Origin of the sequence: Sporomusa aerivorans, assembly GCF_041428895.1 — a bacterium.
Taxonomy (GTDB): Bacteria; Bacillota; Negativicutes; order Sporomusales; family Sporomusaceae; genus Sporomusa; species Sporomusa aerivorans.
Map to the genome: position 1 here is coordinate 5,644,397 of NZ_CP156926.1, position 15,727 is coordinate 5,660,123.

General features: G+C 49.0%; 13 protein-coding genes. 2 read left to right on the plus strand and 11 right to left on the minus strand.

Annotated elements, in window-relative coordinates; all coding sequences use genetic code 11:
• Nucleotide 1: 1 nt before the first annotated feature.
• The 4 genes from atoD to SATMO3_RS26885 all read right to left on the minus strand — a co-directional run bounded on the left by atoD (nucleotide 2) and on the right by SATMO3_RS26885 (nucleotide 6,073).
• On the minus strand, nucleotides 2–661 hold the full coding sequence (gene atoD, locus SATMO3_RS26870; protein WP_371373546.1) for an acetate CoA-transferase subunit alpha: 660 nt from the start codon (nucleotides 659–661) through the stop codon (nucleotides 2–4).
• 235 nt (nucleotides 662–896) lie between these two features.
• A complete protein-coding gene (locus SATMO3_RS26875; RefSeq protein ID WP_371373549.1) occupies nucleotides 897–2,276 on the minus strand; it encodes a sigma 54-interacting transcriptional regulator in 1,380 nt (459 codons plus the stop codon).
• A complete protein-coding gene (gene atoS / locus SATMO3_RS26880; protein ID WP_371373552.1) occupies nucleotides 2,269–4,110 on the minus strand; it encodes a two-component system sensor histidine kinase AtoS in 1,842 nt (613 codons plus the stop codon). The genes SATMO3_RS26875 and atoS overlap by 8 nt, the downstream gene beginning before the upstream one ends.
• Before the next feature lie 634 nt (nucleotides 4,111–4,744).
• On the minus strand, nucleotides 4,745–6,073 hold the full coding sequence (locus SATMO3_RS26885) for a phenylacetate--CoA ligase family protein (RefSeq protein ID WP_371373555.1): 1,329 nt from the start codon (nucleotides 6,071–6,073) through the stop codon (nucleotides 4,745–4,747).
• A gap of 212 nt (nucleotides 6,074–6,285) precedes the next feature.
• Here SATMO3_RS26885 and SATMO3_RS26890 point away from each other — a divergent pair, with 212 nt between their 5' ends.
• Complete coding sequence (locus tag SATMO3_RS26890; RefSeq protein WP_371373558.1) at nucleotides 6,286–6,897, plus strand: LysE family translocator; 612 nt, start codon at nucleotides 6,286–6,288, stop codon at nucleotides 6,895–6,897.
• A 426-nt stretch (nucleotides 6,898–7,323) separates the two neighbouring features.
• Here the strand turns inward: SATMO3_RS26890 and SATMO3_RS26895 are convergent, their stop codons facing one another.
• From SATMO3_RS26895 to SATMO3_RS26925, 7 genes are all read right to left on the minus strand, one after another.
• A complete protein-coding gene (locus tag SATMO3_RS26895; RefSeq protein WP_371373561.1) occupies nucleotides 7,324–8,499 on the minus strand; it encodes an acetyl-CoA C-acetyltransferase in 1,176 nt (391 codons plus the stop codon).
• A 40-nt stretch (nucleotides 8,500–8,539) separates the two neighbouring features.
• On the minus strand, nucleotides 8,540–9,193 hold the full coding sequence (locus tag SATMO3_RS26900; protein ID WP_371373564.1) for a 3-oxoacid CoA-transferase subunit B: 654 nt from the start codon (nucleotides 9,191–9,193) through the stop codon (nucleotides 8,540–8,542).
• Nucleotide 9,194: 1 nt separating this feature from the next.
• Nucleotides 9,195–9,854 carry a CoA transferase subunit A gene (locus SATMO3_RS26905; protein ID WP_371373567.1) on the minus strand — a complete coding sequence of 220 codons (660 nt, stop codon included), beginning with the start codon at nucleotides 9,852–9,854 and terminating at the stop codon, nucleotides 9,195–9,197.
• A gap of 65 nt (nucleotides 9,855–9,919) precedes the next feature.
• Complete coding sequence (locus tag SATMO3_RS26910; protein ID WP_371373570.1) at nucleotides 9,920–10,231, minus strand: hypothetical protein; 312 nt, start codon at nucleotides 10,229–10,231, stop codon at nucleotides 9,920–9,922.
• A gap of 1 nt (nucleotide 10,232) precedes the next feature.
• Entirely contained in the window at nucleotides 10,233–11,573 is a 1,341-nt protein-coding gene (locus SATMO3_RS26915) for an acyclic terpene utilization AtuA family protein (RefSeq protein WP_371373573.1), read from the minus strand.
• 22 nt (nucleotides 11,574–11,595) lie between these two features.
• Entirely contained in the window at nucleotides 11,596–12,894 is a 1,299-nt protein-coding gene (locus SATMO3_RS26920; protein ID WP_371373575.1) for a CitMHS family transporter, read from the minus strand.
• Nucleotides 12,895–13,268: 374 nt separating this feature from the next.
• Nucleotides 13,269–14,684 carry a sigma-54 interaction domain-containing protein gene (locus SATMO3_RS26925; RefSeq protein ID WP_371373577.1) on the minus strand — a complete coding sequence of 472 codons (1,416 nt, stop codon included), beginning with the start codon at nucleotides 14,682–14,684 and terminating at the stop codon, nucleotides 13,269–13,271.
• Between the two features lie 323 nt (nucleotides 14,685–15,007).
• On the opposite strand from SATMO3_RS26925, the gene SATMO3_RS26930 reads away from it, so the two are divergent.
• Entirely contained in the window at nucleotides 15,008–15,592 is a 585-nt protein-coding gene (locus tag SATMO3_RS26930) for a helix-turn-helix domain-containing protein (RefSeq protein WP_371373580.1), read from the plus strand.
• Nucleotides 15,593–15,727 lie beyond the last annotated feature (135 nt).

Consider the following 15,727-nt stretch of genomic DNA (forward strand, 5'->3'; position numbering starts at 1 on the left):
GTTAGCAACCTCCTAAATAAACAAGCTTGTCCACTACTACACCGGGAGTCATGATTTCATCAGGCTTAATTTCGCCTACTTCAACCAGCTCATCGACTTCGGCAATGACTACATCGGCGGCGAAAGCTATGAGCGGATTGAAATTACGCGCCGATTGGTCATAGATAAGATTGCCGGCTTTGTCAGCTTTTTTCGCTCTGATTAGCGCGATATCTGCTTTGAGCGGTTTTTCCAGAAGATACTCCGTACCGTCAACCGTCAGCTTCTCTTTGCCTTCCTCTACAACAGTACCCACACCGGTCGGGGTAAGCACACCGCCTAGGCCGGCGCCGCCGCAACGGATTCTTTCCGCTAAGGTTCCTTGCGGCACTAATTCCACACTAAGTTCCTGGGCAATCATCTGTTTGCCGGTCTCCGGATTGGTGCCAATGTGAGAGGCAATTACTTTTTTCGCTAGGCGGTTAACAACAAGCCGGCCTACTCCCTTGTCCGGAAAACCGGTATCATTGGCAATCACAGTAAGAGCTTTAGTCTGCTTTTTAAGGATTGCCTCGATCAGGGCGTCTGGTGTGCCGACCGCCAGAAAACCGCCGATCATGATGGTCATACCGTCTTTAAAAAACTCGCCGACCTCTTCAATACTTACTTGTTTGTTTGTCATGTTCAACCTCCTGATATTCTGCGTCCGTTTTGAGCCGCCTTTTGGTTCCGACTATTACTAAAGCAATATCCGTGCCAAAAGAAAAACACACCCTCACAAAAAATCGCAAGGGTGTGTGAATATTTAAAAATCCTAGAGTTGACAGACTTTAATAGAGTCACATTTTATAAATGGCGACGATTTATTTTTATAATACATGCGCAGGATTTTGCGCACTTGGCATTTTATTGCGCACTCACTCAATTTCATACTCCTGAATTTTATATAGAATCGAGCGCCTGCTCATGCCTAACATTTTAGCGGTTTTAAGCTTATTGCCCTGGTTGCGCTGGAGTGCGTCCTTGATAAGCATGCACTCCACCTTCTTAATCATTTCTTTTAGCGTGCTTGCCTGCGGTTTTTCAAGCACCAGCGCTTCCGTCCGGACGTTGCCGCTGTCATGAACGAGCTGTCCCGGCAAATCTTCCCTAAAAATCCTGCTGCCGGTACTCATAATCACAGCGCGTTCTATGACATTAGCCAGCTCACGGACATTACCCGGCCAAGCGTAATTCTCCATCAGCTGCAACACTTCCGGATCAAAACTAAGGATGGTTTTTTCATTTTCCGCCGCAAACTTCTGCAGGAAAAAGCCTGCCAACAACTCAATATCTTCCCTGCGTTCCCTCAGTGGCGGCGCTGACAGGCATACTACATTCAGCCGGTAATACAAATCCTGCCGGAAAGTGCCCTGTTTAACCATTTCAGCCAGGTTACGGTTGGTAGCCGCCAGTACACGGATATCTGTTTTAATGGTTTGATTCCCGCCCACTCTCTCAAATTCCCGCTCCTGCAACCCCCGTAAAAGTTTAACCTGCAAGTTCGGCGAAATTTCCCCGATCTCATCCAAAAGCAAGGTACCGTGATCGGCTTGCTCAAAGCGTCCCGAGCGGCGTGTAACGGCACCGGTAAACGCACCTTTTTCATGCCCGAACAGTTCGCTTTCCAAGAGCGTCTCCGGCAGAGCCCCGCAGTTGATTTTTATAAAGGGGCCGTTGCTGCGCTTGCTGTTATAATGGATGGTATTGGCGATCAGTTCCTTGCCGGTGCCGCTTTCGCCGGTAATCAGCACACTGGCGTTGCTTTGGGCGATTTTAGCGATATCCCGGCATAGCTCTTTCATTTTGGGGCTATTGGTAATAATCTTATCTACCCGGTAGCTTTCCACTAACTGCTGATTCAAGACCACTATTTTCTCTGACATTTTTTGCAGCTCTATGGCCCGGTTGGTCAATAATTTGACTTCCTCGATATCAAAGGGCTTGATCAGGTAATCAAAAGCCCCTAGCTTAATTGCTTCCACTGCGGTTTCCACGGCGGCATAAGCAGTCATCAGAATCACACAGGCATTGGGGCATAATCGCCTTATTTCCTTAAAAGCCGTAATACCGTCAACATTAGGCATGCGTATATCCATAATAATTACATCCGGCTGCTCGGTTTTGAACTTAGCTATAGCCTCTTCGCCGCTTTCCGCCGTAATTACCTGATAGCCTTCACGCCTGAGAACAGCCGACAGCAATTTGCGCACGCTGTCTTCGTCATCTACAACCATGACAGTATAATTGTCATTCATTCGGTTCGCCTCCCTGATGGACAACAGGAATTTCCAGGGTTACCGCAGTTCCTTCGCCCACCTCGCTTTGGATATCAATTTTTCCATAGTGGGCGTTCATAATCCGCTGGACTACCGCCAGGCCTAAACCGGTACCGGCCGCTTTGGTAGTGAAAAAGGGGTCAAAAACTTTGCTTAGCTCTGCTTCTTCAATACCCTGGCCGGTATCTGTTATCCTGACCTGCACAATGCCCGCCTCATCCTGCCAGGTCGCAATCTCAACAATTCCCTGCTGCGGGATGGCTTGAACAGCATTGATTAAGAGATTAAGCAGCACCTGCTTCAACTGCTCGGCATCACCTTCAATCCGGGGGATGGTCTTATCAAGCTGCAGCCTAAATTCCAGGCGGTGCTTGGTGCCGGTATTTTTCACCAACACCAGCGTCTCTTCAATCAAATCATTGATGCTCATTGGTTTATAGTCAGCCTTGCAGGTGCGGGAAAAATACAGGAGGGTTTCAATAACCCGGTTTACTCTGTCGACCTCTTTAATAATTACCGGCATGTATTCCTTGCGTTCCTCTTCGGTGTCAGCCACCTGCAAATACTGGACAAACCCTTTGATAGCCGTAAGCGGATTGCGTATTTCATGGGCAACACCGGCCATTAGCTCGCCCAAAGACGCTAATCGTTCAGCCTTCTGCATTTGCGCCTGCAGGCGGTGCTGCTCGGTCAGGTCTTTGAATACGACAACCGCGCCGATAATCTTATTGGTACTGTCTTTTAGGCGGCTGGTGCTGATACTGATATAAATATTTTTATTCTTGACCGGATAATCGGTTTCAACGCCGACATAGCTTGCGCCTGTCGCCAGTGTATCTAACAGTAAACTGTTGAAATGCTTGCCTTCACAAAAGATTTCTTTATACGGCTTGTCGACAATTTCCGCACTGGCGTAACCGGTCAAGGCTTCGGCAGATTTATTGGCACTGGTTATAGTGCCGTTAATATCGACTGTAATAACGCCATCGGCAATACTATGCATGATATTTTGGGTTAAGCTCTGAGCGTTAAGCAAGGAACACGTCATATGATTTATGGCGTCGCCAATCTGCCCCATTTCTCCCTCAAGGGGAGCTATCCGGTGATCCAGGTCAAACCGGATCTTCTCCAGGCCGTTTTTTATGGTCTCGACATCCCGGATAAAGCCCCTGTTCATCCAGAAAAACAGTAATAAACTAATAATAATGCCAATACTCACAGCTAAATAGATATTACGGTCCATTGACGCCATTTGCGCGTGGATATCGTCGGTTAGTTCGTTAGCCCAGATATAGCCTATAACTTCGCCATGACGTATCACCGGAATCATGGCGTTCATAATATCCCCCCTGACCATGGGGGCAAATCCAACCAACCGTTCGCCGCTGCTCATGACTTTACGGCCAGGGTGATCCGAGCCGATAGACAAACCCACTTTGCTGGCATAGTCAGCACTGGGACCGTACGTAATAATGGCGTCAAGTTCTTTACTGTAATAACCGGCGCCAACGCCGGGATAAGCGGCCGTTACCGTGTCAGTATAGTTTTTCAAAACCTCATTGAGCACTTTTATCTTGGTCGTGCGATCAGCATTCTGCGCATTCTGTGCCGCCAGTATTTTCTGGTATTCCTCTCCCAGGTAGTTATCTAGCAGTACAGCAACACCGAATAACTTATTCTGCTTTTCCGCCAGTAAGGCTGCCTGTGTTTCCCGTTTTGTTACATATCCGGTCAGAAGGATCGGAATGCTTACAATTATTAAAGTAAACAATATCATTTTATTGCGTAATGTTTGCGGAACTAAACGTCTCATTAAGCTACTCCTTCGTTTATTGTTACAAAATTTAGCGGCTCTTGCAGAGTTCAAAGAAGCTTCACCCAACTCACCCGCATCGTCTGGCAATCACGCCTGAAGGTTGGCGTATCCTCAAGTATAAATAAAACGAGGCTTGCACCGAGCCTTGATGTTACCCTTATCAAGGCGAAAGTTATACTTTCTATCAGGATAAAAAAGCAGACCATCAGCAAGCTTGGTCCGCTCATTTTATGAGATTACTCAGCCTTCCGGGAGACTTGATTAAACGGATAATTTCCTTGCCCGAAGCTTCTGTAATCCCCGCCGCTTAAGGGCGGGACGATATATCAGCGCTGACCTTCACCAACCTGTGGCGTCTTAAATCCATTCTACCATAAAACACTCCCGCCTACATATACTATTCATAACCTCCCCTGTACAGGTTCAGCAGGGTAGAACGCCCAGCTCCAGCCGTCAGAGCGCCCGGCGCCTGCGCCAAACCTGTGGAGGAAAATTAAACCTTCTGACAGTATAAAGAAAACACGGTTTGCGCCGAGCCTTGGGCGAAAGCGGAAACCGATGTTGCCCTTATCCAGGCGAAAGTTATACTTTCTATCAGGATAAAAAAAGCCGCACATTTGCGGCGGTCAAATCAGCGTAGATCCATTATTTTTAGATTTTTTATCTGTGGCCCAAGCTCACTTACTACTTCAACAATCAGGGACAAGCTCCCGTTTTCTGCGTTAACGGCCAGCTGCGGGTAGGCAGCGATTAAAGCGTCCTTCACTAATTCCTTATCAGGGGCTCCCTCAGTCCTGACTGTCAATTTATCGGCCAGGCCGGCTTTCTCTACCAGTAATTGAACCCTGCCGGTAGTGCCGGCGACCTTACCTATGGCGTCGGCGATAACCCGCCCGTACAAATTCATGTCACCGGCAACAATCATATCGTCCGTACGCCCTTTAATGCTGACGGCTTTCAGCGGCAGCCAGCAGCCGCATTTGTCCCAGCGCGCCCTGTCGCCTGAGCGGTAGCGCACTAAAGGCATTCCTTCCCGGCGGATTGTGGTAAAGACCAGCTCGCCTTCCTCAGCCGGTTTACCGGTCACAGGATCAACGATCTCGGTTATCAGATGTAAATCATTCAGATGAAAGGCTTTGCATTCGGGTAGGGCAATGGTTTGCGCACTGCCAATTTCCGTTGAGCCATAACTGTCGAAAACCGCTGCCTGCCAATAGCCGGCAAACAACTCTTTATGAGCCGGAGTTAGTACTTCGCCGGCAAGTATAATTTTATCAAACTGGCTGTGATAGCCGGACGCTTGGGCCTCCCGGGTCAGGGCCGTCATATAGGACGGCGAAGAGAATATTACATTTGGTGAAAAGCGCCGCATCCATTTCAGCGTTTCTTGGGGGTTATCGGCACCAACACTGATCGGTAAACCGCCAGCCCGTTCCACCGCGCGCTGGACACTGGCGCCGCCGATCCACAGTCCATGGCCGACAGGCATTGCAATCAGTGCAACCAGCCTGCCGGTATGGGCAATACGGATTACCATACCGTAGAGGTTTGACAACATCTGAATTTCCCTGAAGGTATAATACACTCTTTTAGGCTCGCCGGTTGTACCTGAGGTAGTATAAACCGCCGCCAGTTTTTCTTCCGGCACGCAAAGAAAATCCTGCCATTGCAGAATATCTTGCGAAGTCGTAAACGGCAGTTTCTGCAAATCGGCAGTTGTCCGGACGTCTGCCGGCCTCAGGCCGCATTCTTTAAATATCCGCCGGTAAAAAGGCGAATTCAGACCGGCGTACGATATTGTATCCCGCAGCCGCCGTTCCTGAATAGCGGCAAGTATTTCCGGGTTTAGACCTTTGCTTACCAACTGGCGCAAAGATTCGCCCGCTCTTTTAACCACCGCCGGCCGTGAGTTGCTATCCTCAAAACGCCGCAGCGCTTTGTCAATTACCTCTGCAATCATGAATATACTCCTATAAAGTAGACTTAGCTTCAGGTGGGGTTTTAGCCTCATCTGAAGGTTATTCGTAGGATAAACTCGTAGAAAAATGTAGGACAACCGTTGTTTTTAATTATATCCTGAGCGGCAATCCTTATGCATCCCGGCAGGGACAAAGTATATTTGCGCCGTTTTTCACCAAAACTGTTAGGAAAGCTTCTATCAGGAGGCCTGCTATGGACTATGTACTGCTGGTAAAATGCATCCTCAGCGGCTTTTTCTTAGCCGCGCCCATTGGTCCGGTCAATCTTATCTGCATTAGGAACACATTAACCTACGGGTATATAACCGGACTGACAGTGGGCCTCGGCGCAGCGCTCGCCGACACTTTATACGGCTATGCAGTAGCGGCAGGCTTAAGTTTTATCACAGATTTTATTTCCCGCTATCATCTGGCCTTTCGCTGGGGAGGCGGTATATTTATCATTTATCTGGGACTTAGGACACTCTGCTCTGCCCCGCAAGACCTTGGTCCCGAACAAAAGCCCCCGAACTTATACAAACTGTTTGCCGGCATCTTTTTCCTTACCCTGACCAATCCCATTACTATTTTTGCTTTTATTGCCGTATTTTCTTCCTTAGGCATTGCGGTGCTAATCACTGACTTTTTCACAACCTGCCTAGCGGCTATTGGAGTCTTTACCGGCTCAGCCCTCTGGTGGCTCACACTTACAGGTATAGTGCATCTTTTCTACAACAAAGTGACGCCAGTCACCTTGAGCCGGATCAACAAGATTGCCGGCATTATAATTATTTTGTTGGGTATTACTTCGCTCTTTGAGCTTTAGTTACTCGCGCATTGCGGTAAATACGTGCATGCATGGAACGGCAAAGTAACAAAAAGTCTAGGCCCGAAGTCTCCAAAAGCTAAAAGGCCGGAGAGGGGTACGGGAGTTGCCAGGGTTGCCGGGGTCACCGTCTCCTGGCTCAAGCTGGGCGTAAACCCTACTGAGGCGCAGGCGGCCGTTATGCAAAAGCGGAGGTTAAGCGCCAGCGGCGCAGCGTTGTATAATGGTCGCCTGCGCCGGCACCTTTTGTTTTATATGGGCTCAGCAATTCCCAAAACTTATAATTTCTGATACATTAAAAAAAGAGAGCTCCTGTTAGATCGAACAGGAGCTCTCTACTTATCCTTGCGATATCTACATACCAGGACTAGCGTTGCTGAATTTAGTCAGTTGCACCCTCAGTTAAAAAATTACTATCACACTAGATTATCTTTCGATAACAGTTGCGACGCCCTGGCCGCCGCCAATGCACAAGGTTGCCAGGCCAAATCTGCCCTGCCGGGTACGCAGCGCGTGAATCAGGGTTACTAAGATTCTGGCGCCGCTGGCGCCTATCGGATGGCCAAGAGCGATTGCCCCGCCGTTAATATTAATCTTATCCTGGGGCAGGCTTAGTTCTTTACCTATGGCCAGAAACTGGGCGGCAAAGGCTTCGTTGGCCTCAATCACATCCAGGTCACTCACCGAAATGCCGCCTTTGTGCAAGGCTTTGCGGGTGGCCGGTACCGGGCCAATGCCCATAATTTCCGGGTCTACGCCGCTTTCGCCATAGGAACGCAACCGGGCCAAAGGTTCAAGCCCCAGTTCCTGCGCTTTTGCCGCCGACATCAGGACCAAAGCCGCCGCTCCGTCATTAATGCCGGAGGCATTGCCGGCAGTAACGGTGCCATCTTTTTTGAAGGCCGGCTTAAGTGCGGACAGCTTTTCGGCCGTAGTGGCGTCTCGCGGGTATTCGTCAGTATCAACGACTACCTCACCCTTTTTGGTTTTGATTGCGACCGGCACAATTTCCTCTTTAAAGGCTCCGGTCTCAATCGCCTGAACAGCCTTAGCCTGCGATTCAGCCGCCAGCCGGTCCTGTTCTTCCCGGGTAATGCCATAACGGGCCGCTACATTCTCAGCCGTAATCCCCATATGGTAATCATTAAAGGCGCACCACAAACCGTCTTGAATCATCGAATCCACAAGCTTGTCATGACCCATCCGGTAACCGGACCGTGCTTTGTTGAGCAGGTACGGCGCATTACTCATGCTTTCCATACCGCCGGCCACAACGATGTCGGCGTCACCGGACAGAATAGCCTGGGCGGCGAGATTGGCAGCCTTTAGTCCCGAACCGCAGACCTTGTTAATGGTAAAGGACGGGACTGCCTGCGGTACGCCGCCTTTGAGCGCCGCCTGGCGGGCCGGATTTTGCCCTAAACCGGCTTGCAGCACATTGCCCATGATTACTTCGTCCACAGCAGCGGGATCTACTTGGGCGCGCTTAAGTGCTTCGCTTATGACAATGGCGCCCAAATCCACCGCCGGCAAGGCGGCCAGGCAGCCGTTAAAACTGCCGATCGGCGTGCGGACGGCGCTTACAATAACAACTTCTTTCATTTCGAATCTCCTTTAGTTAATTATTAGCGAAATGATTACACTACCCCAGACTCATTTGTTTCAAGGCGGCATCGACGGCGAAGTCGGCTTCTGTTGCCGCCTGTACAGCAGCGACCGAGACACCGGGAGCCGTCTCGGTAAGCACTAAGCCGTTGTCATTCACCGTAAAAACAGCCAGATTGGTCACAATCATATTCACAACTCCCTGTCCGGTCAGCGGCAGGGTGCATTTCTTCAGGATTTTGGCGGCGCCGCCTTTGGCCGTATGTTCCATGGCAACAATAACTTTTTTTGCCCCTGATACCAAGTCCATCGCCCCGCCCATGCCGGGAACAATTTTTCCCGGTACCATCCAGTTAGCCAAATTTCCTCTTTGGTCAACCTCCAAAGCCCCGAGTACAGTCATATCAAGGTGTCCGCCCCGAATCAAAGCAAAGGACATGACACTGTCAAAGCAGGCTCCCCCCGGAATTATAGCGGCCGGTTTCGCGCCGGCGTTTACAATATCAGGGTCTAAAAATTCGCCATCAACAGACGTCAAACCAATAAAGCCATTTTCAGAATGAAGCATTACATGAATGCCTTCAGGAATATAGTCAGCTACCATTGTCGGGATGCCGATTCCAAGGTTTACAACATTGCCGTCATGTAGTTCCTGGGCAACGCGGCGGGCAATTATTTCTTTTGCGTCCATGTTATGCTCCTTTCCCTGACAGTACAATATAGTCAACTAAAATACCCGGAACAGTAACATGATCGGGCTCTATTTCGCCGGTTTCCACAATCTTGTCCACTTCAGCAATAACTAAGTCGGCAGCCATAGCCATAACCGGGTTAAAGTTAGCGGCTGCCCGGCGGCATACCAGATTACCGCTTTTATCCGCAACAGCAGCCTTTATTAAGGCAGCATCGGCTCTAAGCGGTGTCTCCAGCAAATACTCTTGGCCAGCGACAGTGAGGACTTCTTTCCCCTCAGCAACCACTGTCCCTAAGCCGGTCGGCGTCAGTACACCGCCTAAGCCTGCACCGCCGCAGCGCAGCCGTTCGGCCAGTGTTCCCTGCGGTACCAGTTCAACAGTCAATTCACCGGCATTCATTTGTTTGCCAGTCTCCGGATTAGTGCCAATGTGAGATGCAATTGCTTTTTTTACTTGCCGGCTGACAATCAGTTTGCCAATCCCTTTATCGGGGAAGCCGGTGTCATTGCCAATGACGGTAAGACCTGTTACCTGGCTGTCCACCAGTTGATCTACAAGCAGTTCCGGGGTGCCTACAGCAAGAAAACCGCCGATTGCCACTGCCATGCCATCTGTAATCAAAGGTATAACATCCTCTGTTTTAACTATTTTTACCATAGAGGCCTCCTGTGTTTTAATATATTGAATAAAGAAATCCCGCCCCGGGGCGGGATTTCCTTAATCTACTTCTTATCCGGCAGATCAAGGTTCATCAGCGCCGAGCTGAGTCCTTTACCGTGGATATCCAGCGCCAGCGTCCTGGTGACGCCGCCGCCAAGCGCCTGATACATAACAAAATTTAAAGCTCCGATATTGGGCAGTGTATAACGGACAACCTCGCCTTGGACAATATCGCTAAAAAACTCCTTAACCCGCTCTGCAGTAACATGTTGTTCCAAAAATGCATAATCTTTCGGATTATGGGCAATTACCGAAATATTGGAGGTATTGCCTTTATCGCCGGTACGGGAATGCGCAATCTCACGTAACTTCATGCTATATCACCTCATAATGCAGACTGTAGGAAACTAATTCGCGGGGAACAACCACCGATACCATAGCGACAACCTCCCGGGCCACTTTGGTAGCGCCGCCGCCGCCGGCCGGACCGTTGGTATACAGTGTTTCAACCTCATTGCCGATACGTACGGCTTCCTTCATGTTTTGTGTCCGGCCGGTAACACGGACGCGCACTTCATAAGGCTCATGGCCGGTTTGCGATAACTTCCCGCCATGCAGAGAATCGACGCCGACAAGATCCAGTTTCAGTTCACTGTATTGAACCCCCATTAATTTCAGCCGTTCAGCCACAATCGCAAGAGCCAGCCGTCCCCGGTTTACCGCCCCCGGCCCGGCATAACTAATTTGACCTTCACCGATATAGCTGTCGACATAGCCGATGGAGGCTTTCAATGTAGCCGGTTTGGCCTGGCCGGTCCCGCCTTTGACTTCGACCTGATCGGGGCCGATTTCCCGCATCGCAACGGTGGTATAATTGGCTACCACATCAGGTGTCATATAAGCTGCCGGGTTATGAATTTCGTACAGGAATTGCTCCTTGCAGGTAGCCAGCGTCACTTTGCCGCCCGAACCAGACACTTTGGTGATGACGGCAGTTCCGTCTTCACTTACTTCGGCAATCGGGAAGCCAAGTCGCGCCAAGCCGTCGACATCTTTGTAACCGGGATCGGCAAAGTAGCCGCCGGTGATTTGGCCGGCGCATTCTAGTAAATGGCCGATAACGGTACCCTGGCCAAGAATATTCCAGTCGGTTTCGCTCCAGCCAAACTCATAAATCAAGGGAGCCATAAACAGGGCCGGATCGGCGACGCGACCGGTAATTACGATATCGGCGCCGTTCTTAAGGGCTTCGGCGATTGGCTTAACGCCAAGATAGGCATTGGCGGAAACCAGCTTATCCTTAATAGTCGCCAGCTTTGCGCCGGTTTCTTCGATAGTATAGTCGCCTGCTTTTACTACCGACAATACATCGTCACCGGTAACAGCGGCGATTTTCAGGCCCTTGATCCCCATTTTTTGAGCTATTTCCTTTATTTTCTGCACACCGGCAATGGGGTTGGCGGCGCCCATATTGCTAATAATCTTAATGCCCTTGGCGTGACAGATTGGCAGTACCGCTTCCATCCGCGCCGCCAGCAAGGCATCGTAACCGGCATTGGTATCTTTCATTTTCGCCTGCTGGGCTATGGCAATGGTCCGCTCAGCCAGACACTCGAAGCTCAGATATTGAATATTACCTTTTTCCGCCAGTTCTACAGCCGGTTCAATACGGTCGCCGGCATAGCCGGCGCCGGAACCAATACGTATTTTTTTCATTTTATGTCCACCTCTTCATGAATTAGAATGGGAAAACACCTATGATTGCACATGTAATCGTCATGATAATGGAAGCGCCCCACAGGAAGGGTATGGCAAACTTCTGGTGTTCACCGAGTTCAACGCCGGTTAAGCCGACTATCAGGAAGGTCGCCGGCGTCAGGGGACTTACCGGAAAGCCTACGGTCATCTGGCCCATGAGAGCGGCCTGAGCCACGGCAATCGGCTGCACGCCGAGCATTTTACCAACCTCGGCAATTACCGGCAATACGCCAAGATAGAAGGAATCCGGGTCAAAGATTAAACTTAACGGCATCGAGATTAAGCCCAGGGCAAAGGGAATATGCTGCGCCAGCGCCGGCGGCACAAAGGATACGGCAACCTTAGCCATAGCCGTTATCATGCCGGTCCCCTTCATAATGCCGGTAAATGCGCCGGCGGCCAGCAGAATACTGGCCATCATTAAAGCGGCTTTGGCATGAGCGTCAACTCTTTCTTTCTGCGCTTTCACATCCGGATAATTAATTAGTAACGCAATTACTGTACCAATCATGAACATAGGCGCCGGATCAATTTTGCCGCTGATCATGGTGCCCATAACCACGATGGCCAGAACCGCATTTATCCAGAATCTTTGCGGCCGGCGCAGGGCTGCTTCCTCCGGCTTCATTTCCCGTTGCAGGACGATACCGGCTATATCAGCGGCTTGTATCCCCATGCGCGCTTCCTCCCGTCTGCCCAGCAGATAGGCAACGGCAAACACATAAACCAGGCCAACGATCTGCGGAATAAGCAAAGGGCTAAAAATTTCCGCCACAGGTGTATGCATTGCAGCCGATGCTCTCAGTGTCGGGCCTGTCCACGGCAGATAGTTAACACCAGCCGCCATGGAAACCATTAAGCACAGCAATCTTTTATCCATTTTCAAACGTTCGTAGATCGGCAGCATTGCCGGAATAGTAATTAAGAAACAAACAGCGCCGGAACCGTCGAGATGGATCAGCAGCGCCAACAGCGCCGTACCCATTAAAATCCTCGTAGGCTTTGCACCGACAGCTTTTAGGATTCGGTCGATAATTGGATCAAACAAGCCTGCGTCGCCCATAATGCCAAAAAATAGAATGGCAAAAACGAACATGGTAGCCACAGGTGCAATGTTTTGAATACCGCTAATAATAAATTTGCTTGTTGCGAGACCAAACCCGCCCGCAAGCGACGCGATCACCGGTACAAATATCAAGGCTATCAGCGGGGACATTTTTTTGGATATAATAGCCCCTAAAAGTACAACAAGCGTAATTAAGCCTAATAATGCCAGCATCCTCTTTCCTCCCTGCAAAATAGATAATGATAAGACTAATATGAATTCAATCAGGTGATTTTAGTTACTGCCCCCCTCTCCCACAGGTTATATTCTTCGCACTTATATCTACAGCAAGATTCATGCCAGGCTCATCATGCTTGAATTTACTGTGATTTTCGCATCCAGTATTAATAAGTATTTCTAAATAATTAGAAATATAAAAAAGCTTACACCGTATTTACCCTGTCCCCACCACAGTAATAAAACCAGGAGCAAGGAGTTTCTAAACTCTTAGAAACTCCTTGCTCCTGGTTTCTAACTTATTAGAAATCGTCTGAATTTCCAATAAGCGTTATGCTCCCGTTAGCCAAAATAAATATATTCGACGTCTGTCAGTCACTGCCGCCGGCAATGCCAAACCGATTCATTTTATTATAAAGCGTAGCCAGTGAAACACCCAGCCGTTTTGCCGCCTTTCGCTTACCTTCAACGGAAGAGTCTTCGCCTCGCAAGGCATTAATAATCAACTGCCGCTCGGTTTCACAAACCATATCAGCAAGGGTTTTAGACGGGGCCGTCTGACTTGTGCTTTCCACAAGGAGAACCGGCGGCAAATGCAGCTGCGTAATTAGATTTTCTTCACACATGTTAGCGGCGAATTCAATTACATTCCGCAGCTCCCTGATGTTTCCCGGCCAGTTGTAAGCTTGCAGAATACCGTAGACTTCCGGCGAAAACCGGAATGGCCGGCTCACCTTCTGCGAGAACTGAGTCAAAAAGTGATCTGCAAGCGCCGCGACATCGCCGCCCCGTTCTCTGAGCGGCGGCAAATGCAGATTAAGAACATTAAGCCGATACAGCAAATCATGGCGAAACCGTCCCTCTTTCACCATATCCGCCAAGTTCCGGTTAGTAGCCGCTATTACGCGTATATCCAGCTCTACCTCGCCGGCTTCACCAACCTTGCGTATGGCCCGTTCCTGGAGAACCCGCAGCAACTTACTCTGTATTTCCAGGCTTAACTCACCGATTTCGTCCAAAAGAATCGTGCCGCCGTCGGCAATCTCAAACAGGCCGGTTTTTCCCCCTTTACGCGCGCCCGTAAACGCCCCTTCCTCATAACCGAACAGTTCACTCTCTACCAGACTGGAGGTCAGTGAAGCGCAGTTAAGCGCCACAAAGGGGCCATGACTGCGTTTACTTTCACTATGAATGGCCTGGGCGAAAATTTCCTTGCCGGTGCCGCTTTCCCCGGTGATAAGAATATCGGATACACCAACAGCTACTTTTTTCGCAAACTGGACAGCCTTTTGTATTGAACCGCTTTGGCCGATAAGGTCTTTAAAACTATAGCGGGCCCGGTAGGCATGCTCAACCATCTTCTTCAACCGGTTGGCTTTTTTTTCAAATTTATTTACTTGCTGACTAAGCCGGTGCACTTCCGTAACATCTTTGACAATAGAAATCCCGCCTGCTACCTGTCCGTCAATCATAATCGGCGCCATATCGACAACATATTCGGTCTCACCCTCACGCCGATAGACACCGGCCAGAGGTACCCCGGAAAAAATAACCTGGGGCAAAATGGCTCCCGGCCTGACCTCACTTAGTTCCCTGCCTACGATTGTCTCGTAGGCGACACCTGTTATCCGCGTATATTCAGGATTGATGTATCTGACAACAAAATCAGCATCACAGATTAACAATCCGTCATAAATGGAGTCTAAAATGTGTAAAAACCAGGATTGCGTTTCCTGTAATACATCAAAAAGAGCCCCTAACTTTTCATGCTTGTCACTGATTGCCAACCGCTTTCCCCCAATCCTATTCGACTCCCCCGCAATGCGATCGTCATAATAAATATAAAATTCTGTGCTTTGAGTATAACATACACCATACGCTTGTTAAAATACTTTAAGGCTCCGGGATTATTTCTCACACAATTAAGCAGGGTTCCTGCCATCACATTTTTCTAATCTCTGCTAGCGGGTATGGCGGCAAAATCTGATTATACTATGTAAAAAGATAAGGGTCACAGGTATTTTTCGCTTTGCTTCCCGGCGTGACTCTACGGTTCGTTTATTGATAGTATTTAAAATATATCCTAAAATTAAATTCGGAGGTGACGCTGATGGATTGCGATAAAATCGGCAAGTTAATATACAATCTGCGAAAAGAAAAAGATCTGACACAAAAGCAGCTCGCTGATTTAATGAATATCAGTGACAAAGCAATCAGCAAATGGGAGCGTGGCCTTGGCTGTCCGGATGTTTCATTACTCCCCGAGCTGTCACAACTGCTTGGAGTCAATATTGAAGAACTGCTTTCCGGTAACCTTGCACTAAATGAAACTATCGGAGGAAATATGAAAAAGCTTAAATTTTACGTTTGCCCGCAGTGTAATAATCTCCTGACCGCAACAGGAGACGCCAATATTTCCTGCTGCGGGAAAAGACTGGAGGCATTAGCTGCCGCCAAAGGAGCCGAGAGTCATTTACTGAATATAGAACCGGTTGAGGATGAACTCTATGTTTCTTCATCGCACGAAATGAAAAAAGACCATTATATATCTTTTGTTGCTTATGTCACGGGAGACAGGGTTTTTATCGTTAAACAATATCCCGAATGGAATATGCAATTTCGCTTTCATAAGCTGGGACACGGCAAATTATATTTTCATTGTTCAAATCACGGGTTATTTTACCACTTGATTTAAAGTAATATAAAGTAGACTTAGCTTCAGGTGGGGTTTTAACCCCATCTGAAGCTAAGTCGTCGGATAAACTTTTAGGAGACAGAGTTGACGGCAATTCCTGCCAATACCCTGTCTCCTGTCTTTGCTTTTGGTCTT

Excerpts from the sequence above, each read along its gene's own strand:
- atoD (WP_371373546.1), bottom strand. The coding sequence starts at position 661 with ATGACAAACAAACAAGTAAGTATTGAAGAGGTCGGCGAGTTTTTTAAA.
- SATMO3_RS26875 (WP_371373549.1), bottom strand. The coding sequence starts at position 2,276 with ATGAATGACAATTATACTGTCATGGTTGTAGATGACGAAGACAGCGTG.
- atoS (WP_371373552.1), bottom strand. The coding sequence starts at position 4,110 with ATGAGACGTTTAGTTCCGCAAACATTACGCAATAAAATGATATTGTTT.
- SATMO3_RS26885 (WP_371373555.1), bottom strand. The coding sequence starts at position 6,073 with ATGATTGCAGAGGTAATTGACAAAGCGCTGCGGCGTTTTGAGGATAGC.
- SATMO3_RS26890 (WP_371373558.1), top strand. The coding sequence starts at position 6,286 with ATGGACTATGTACTGCTGGTAAAATGCATCCTCAGCGGCTTTTTCTTA.
- SATMO3_RS26895 (WP_371373561.1), bottom strand. The coding sequence starts at position 8,499 with ATGAAAGAAGTTGTTATTGTAAGCGCCGTCCGCACGCCGATCGGCAGT.
- SATMO3_RS26900 (WP_371373564.1), bottom strand. The coding sequence starts at position 9,193 with ATGGACGCAAAAGAAATAATTGCCCGCCGCGTTGCCCAGGAACTACAT.
- SATMO3_RS26905 (WP_371373567.1), bottom strand. The coding sequence starts at position 9,854 with ATGGTAAAAATAGTTAAAACAGAGGATGTTATACCTTTGATTACAGAT.
- SATMO3_RS26910 (WP_371373570.1), bottom strand. The coding sequence starts at position 10,231 with ATGAAGTTACGTGAGATTGCGCATTCCCGTACCGGCGATAAAGGCAAT.
- SATMO3_RS26915 (WP_371373573.1), bottom strand. The coding sequence starts at position 11,573 with ATGAAAAAAATACGTATTGGTTCCGGCGCCGGCTATGCCGGCGACCGT.
- SATMO3_RS26920 (WP_371373575.1), bottom strand. The coding sequence starts at position 12,894 with ATGCTGGCATTATTAGGCTTAATTACGCTTGTTGTACTTTTAGGGGCT.
- SATMO3_RS26930 (WP_371373580.1), top strand. The coding sequence starts at position 15,008 with ATGGATTGCGATAAAATCGGCAAGTTAATATACAATCTGCGAAAAGAA.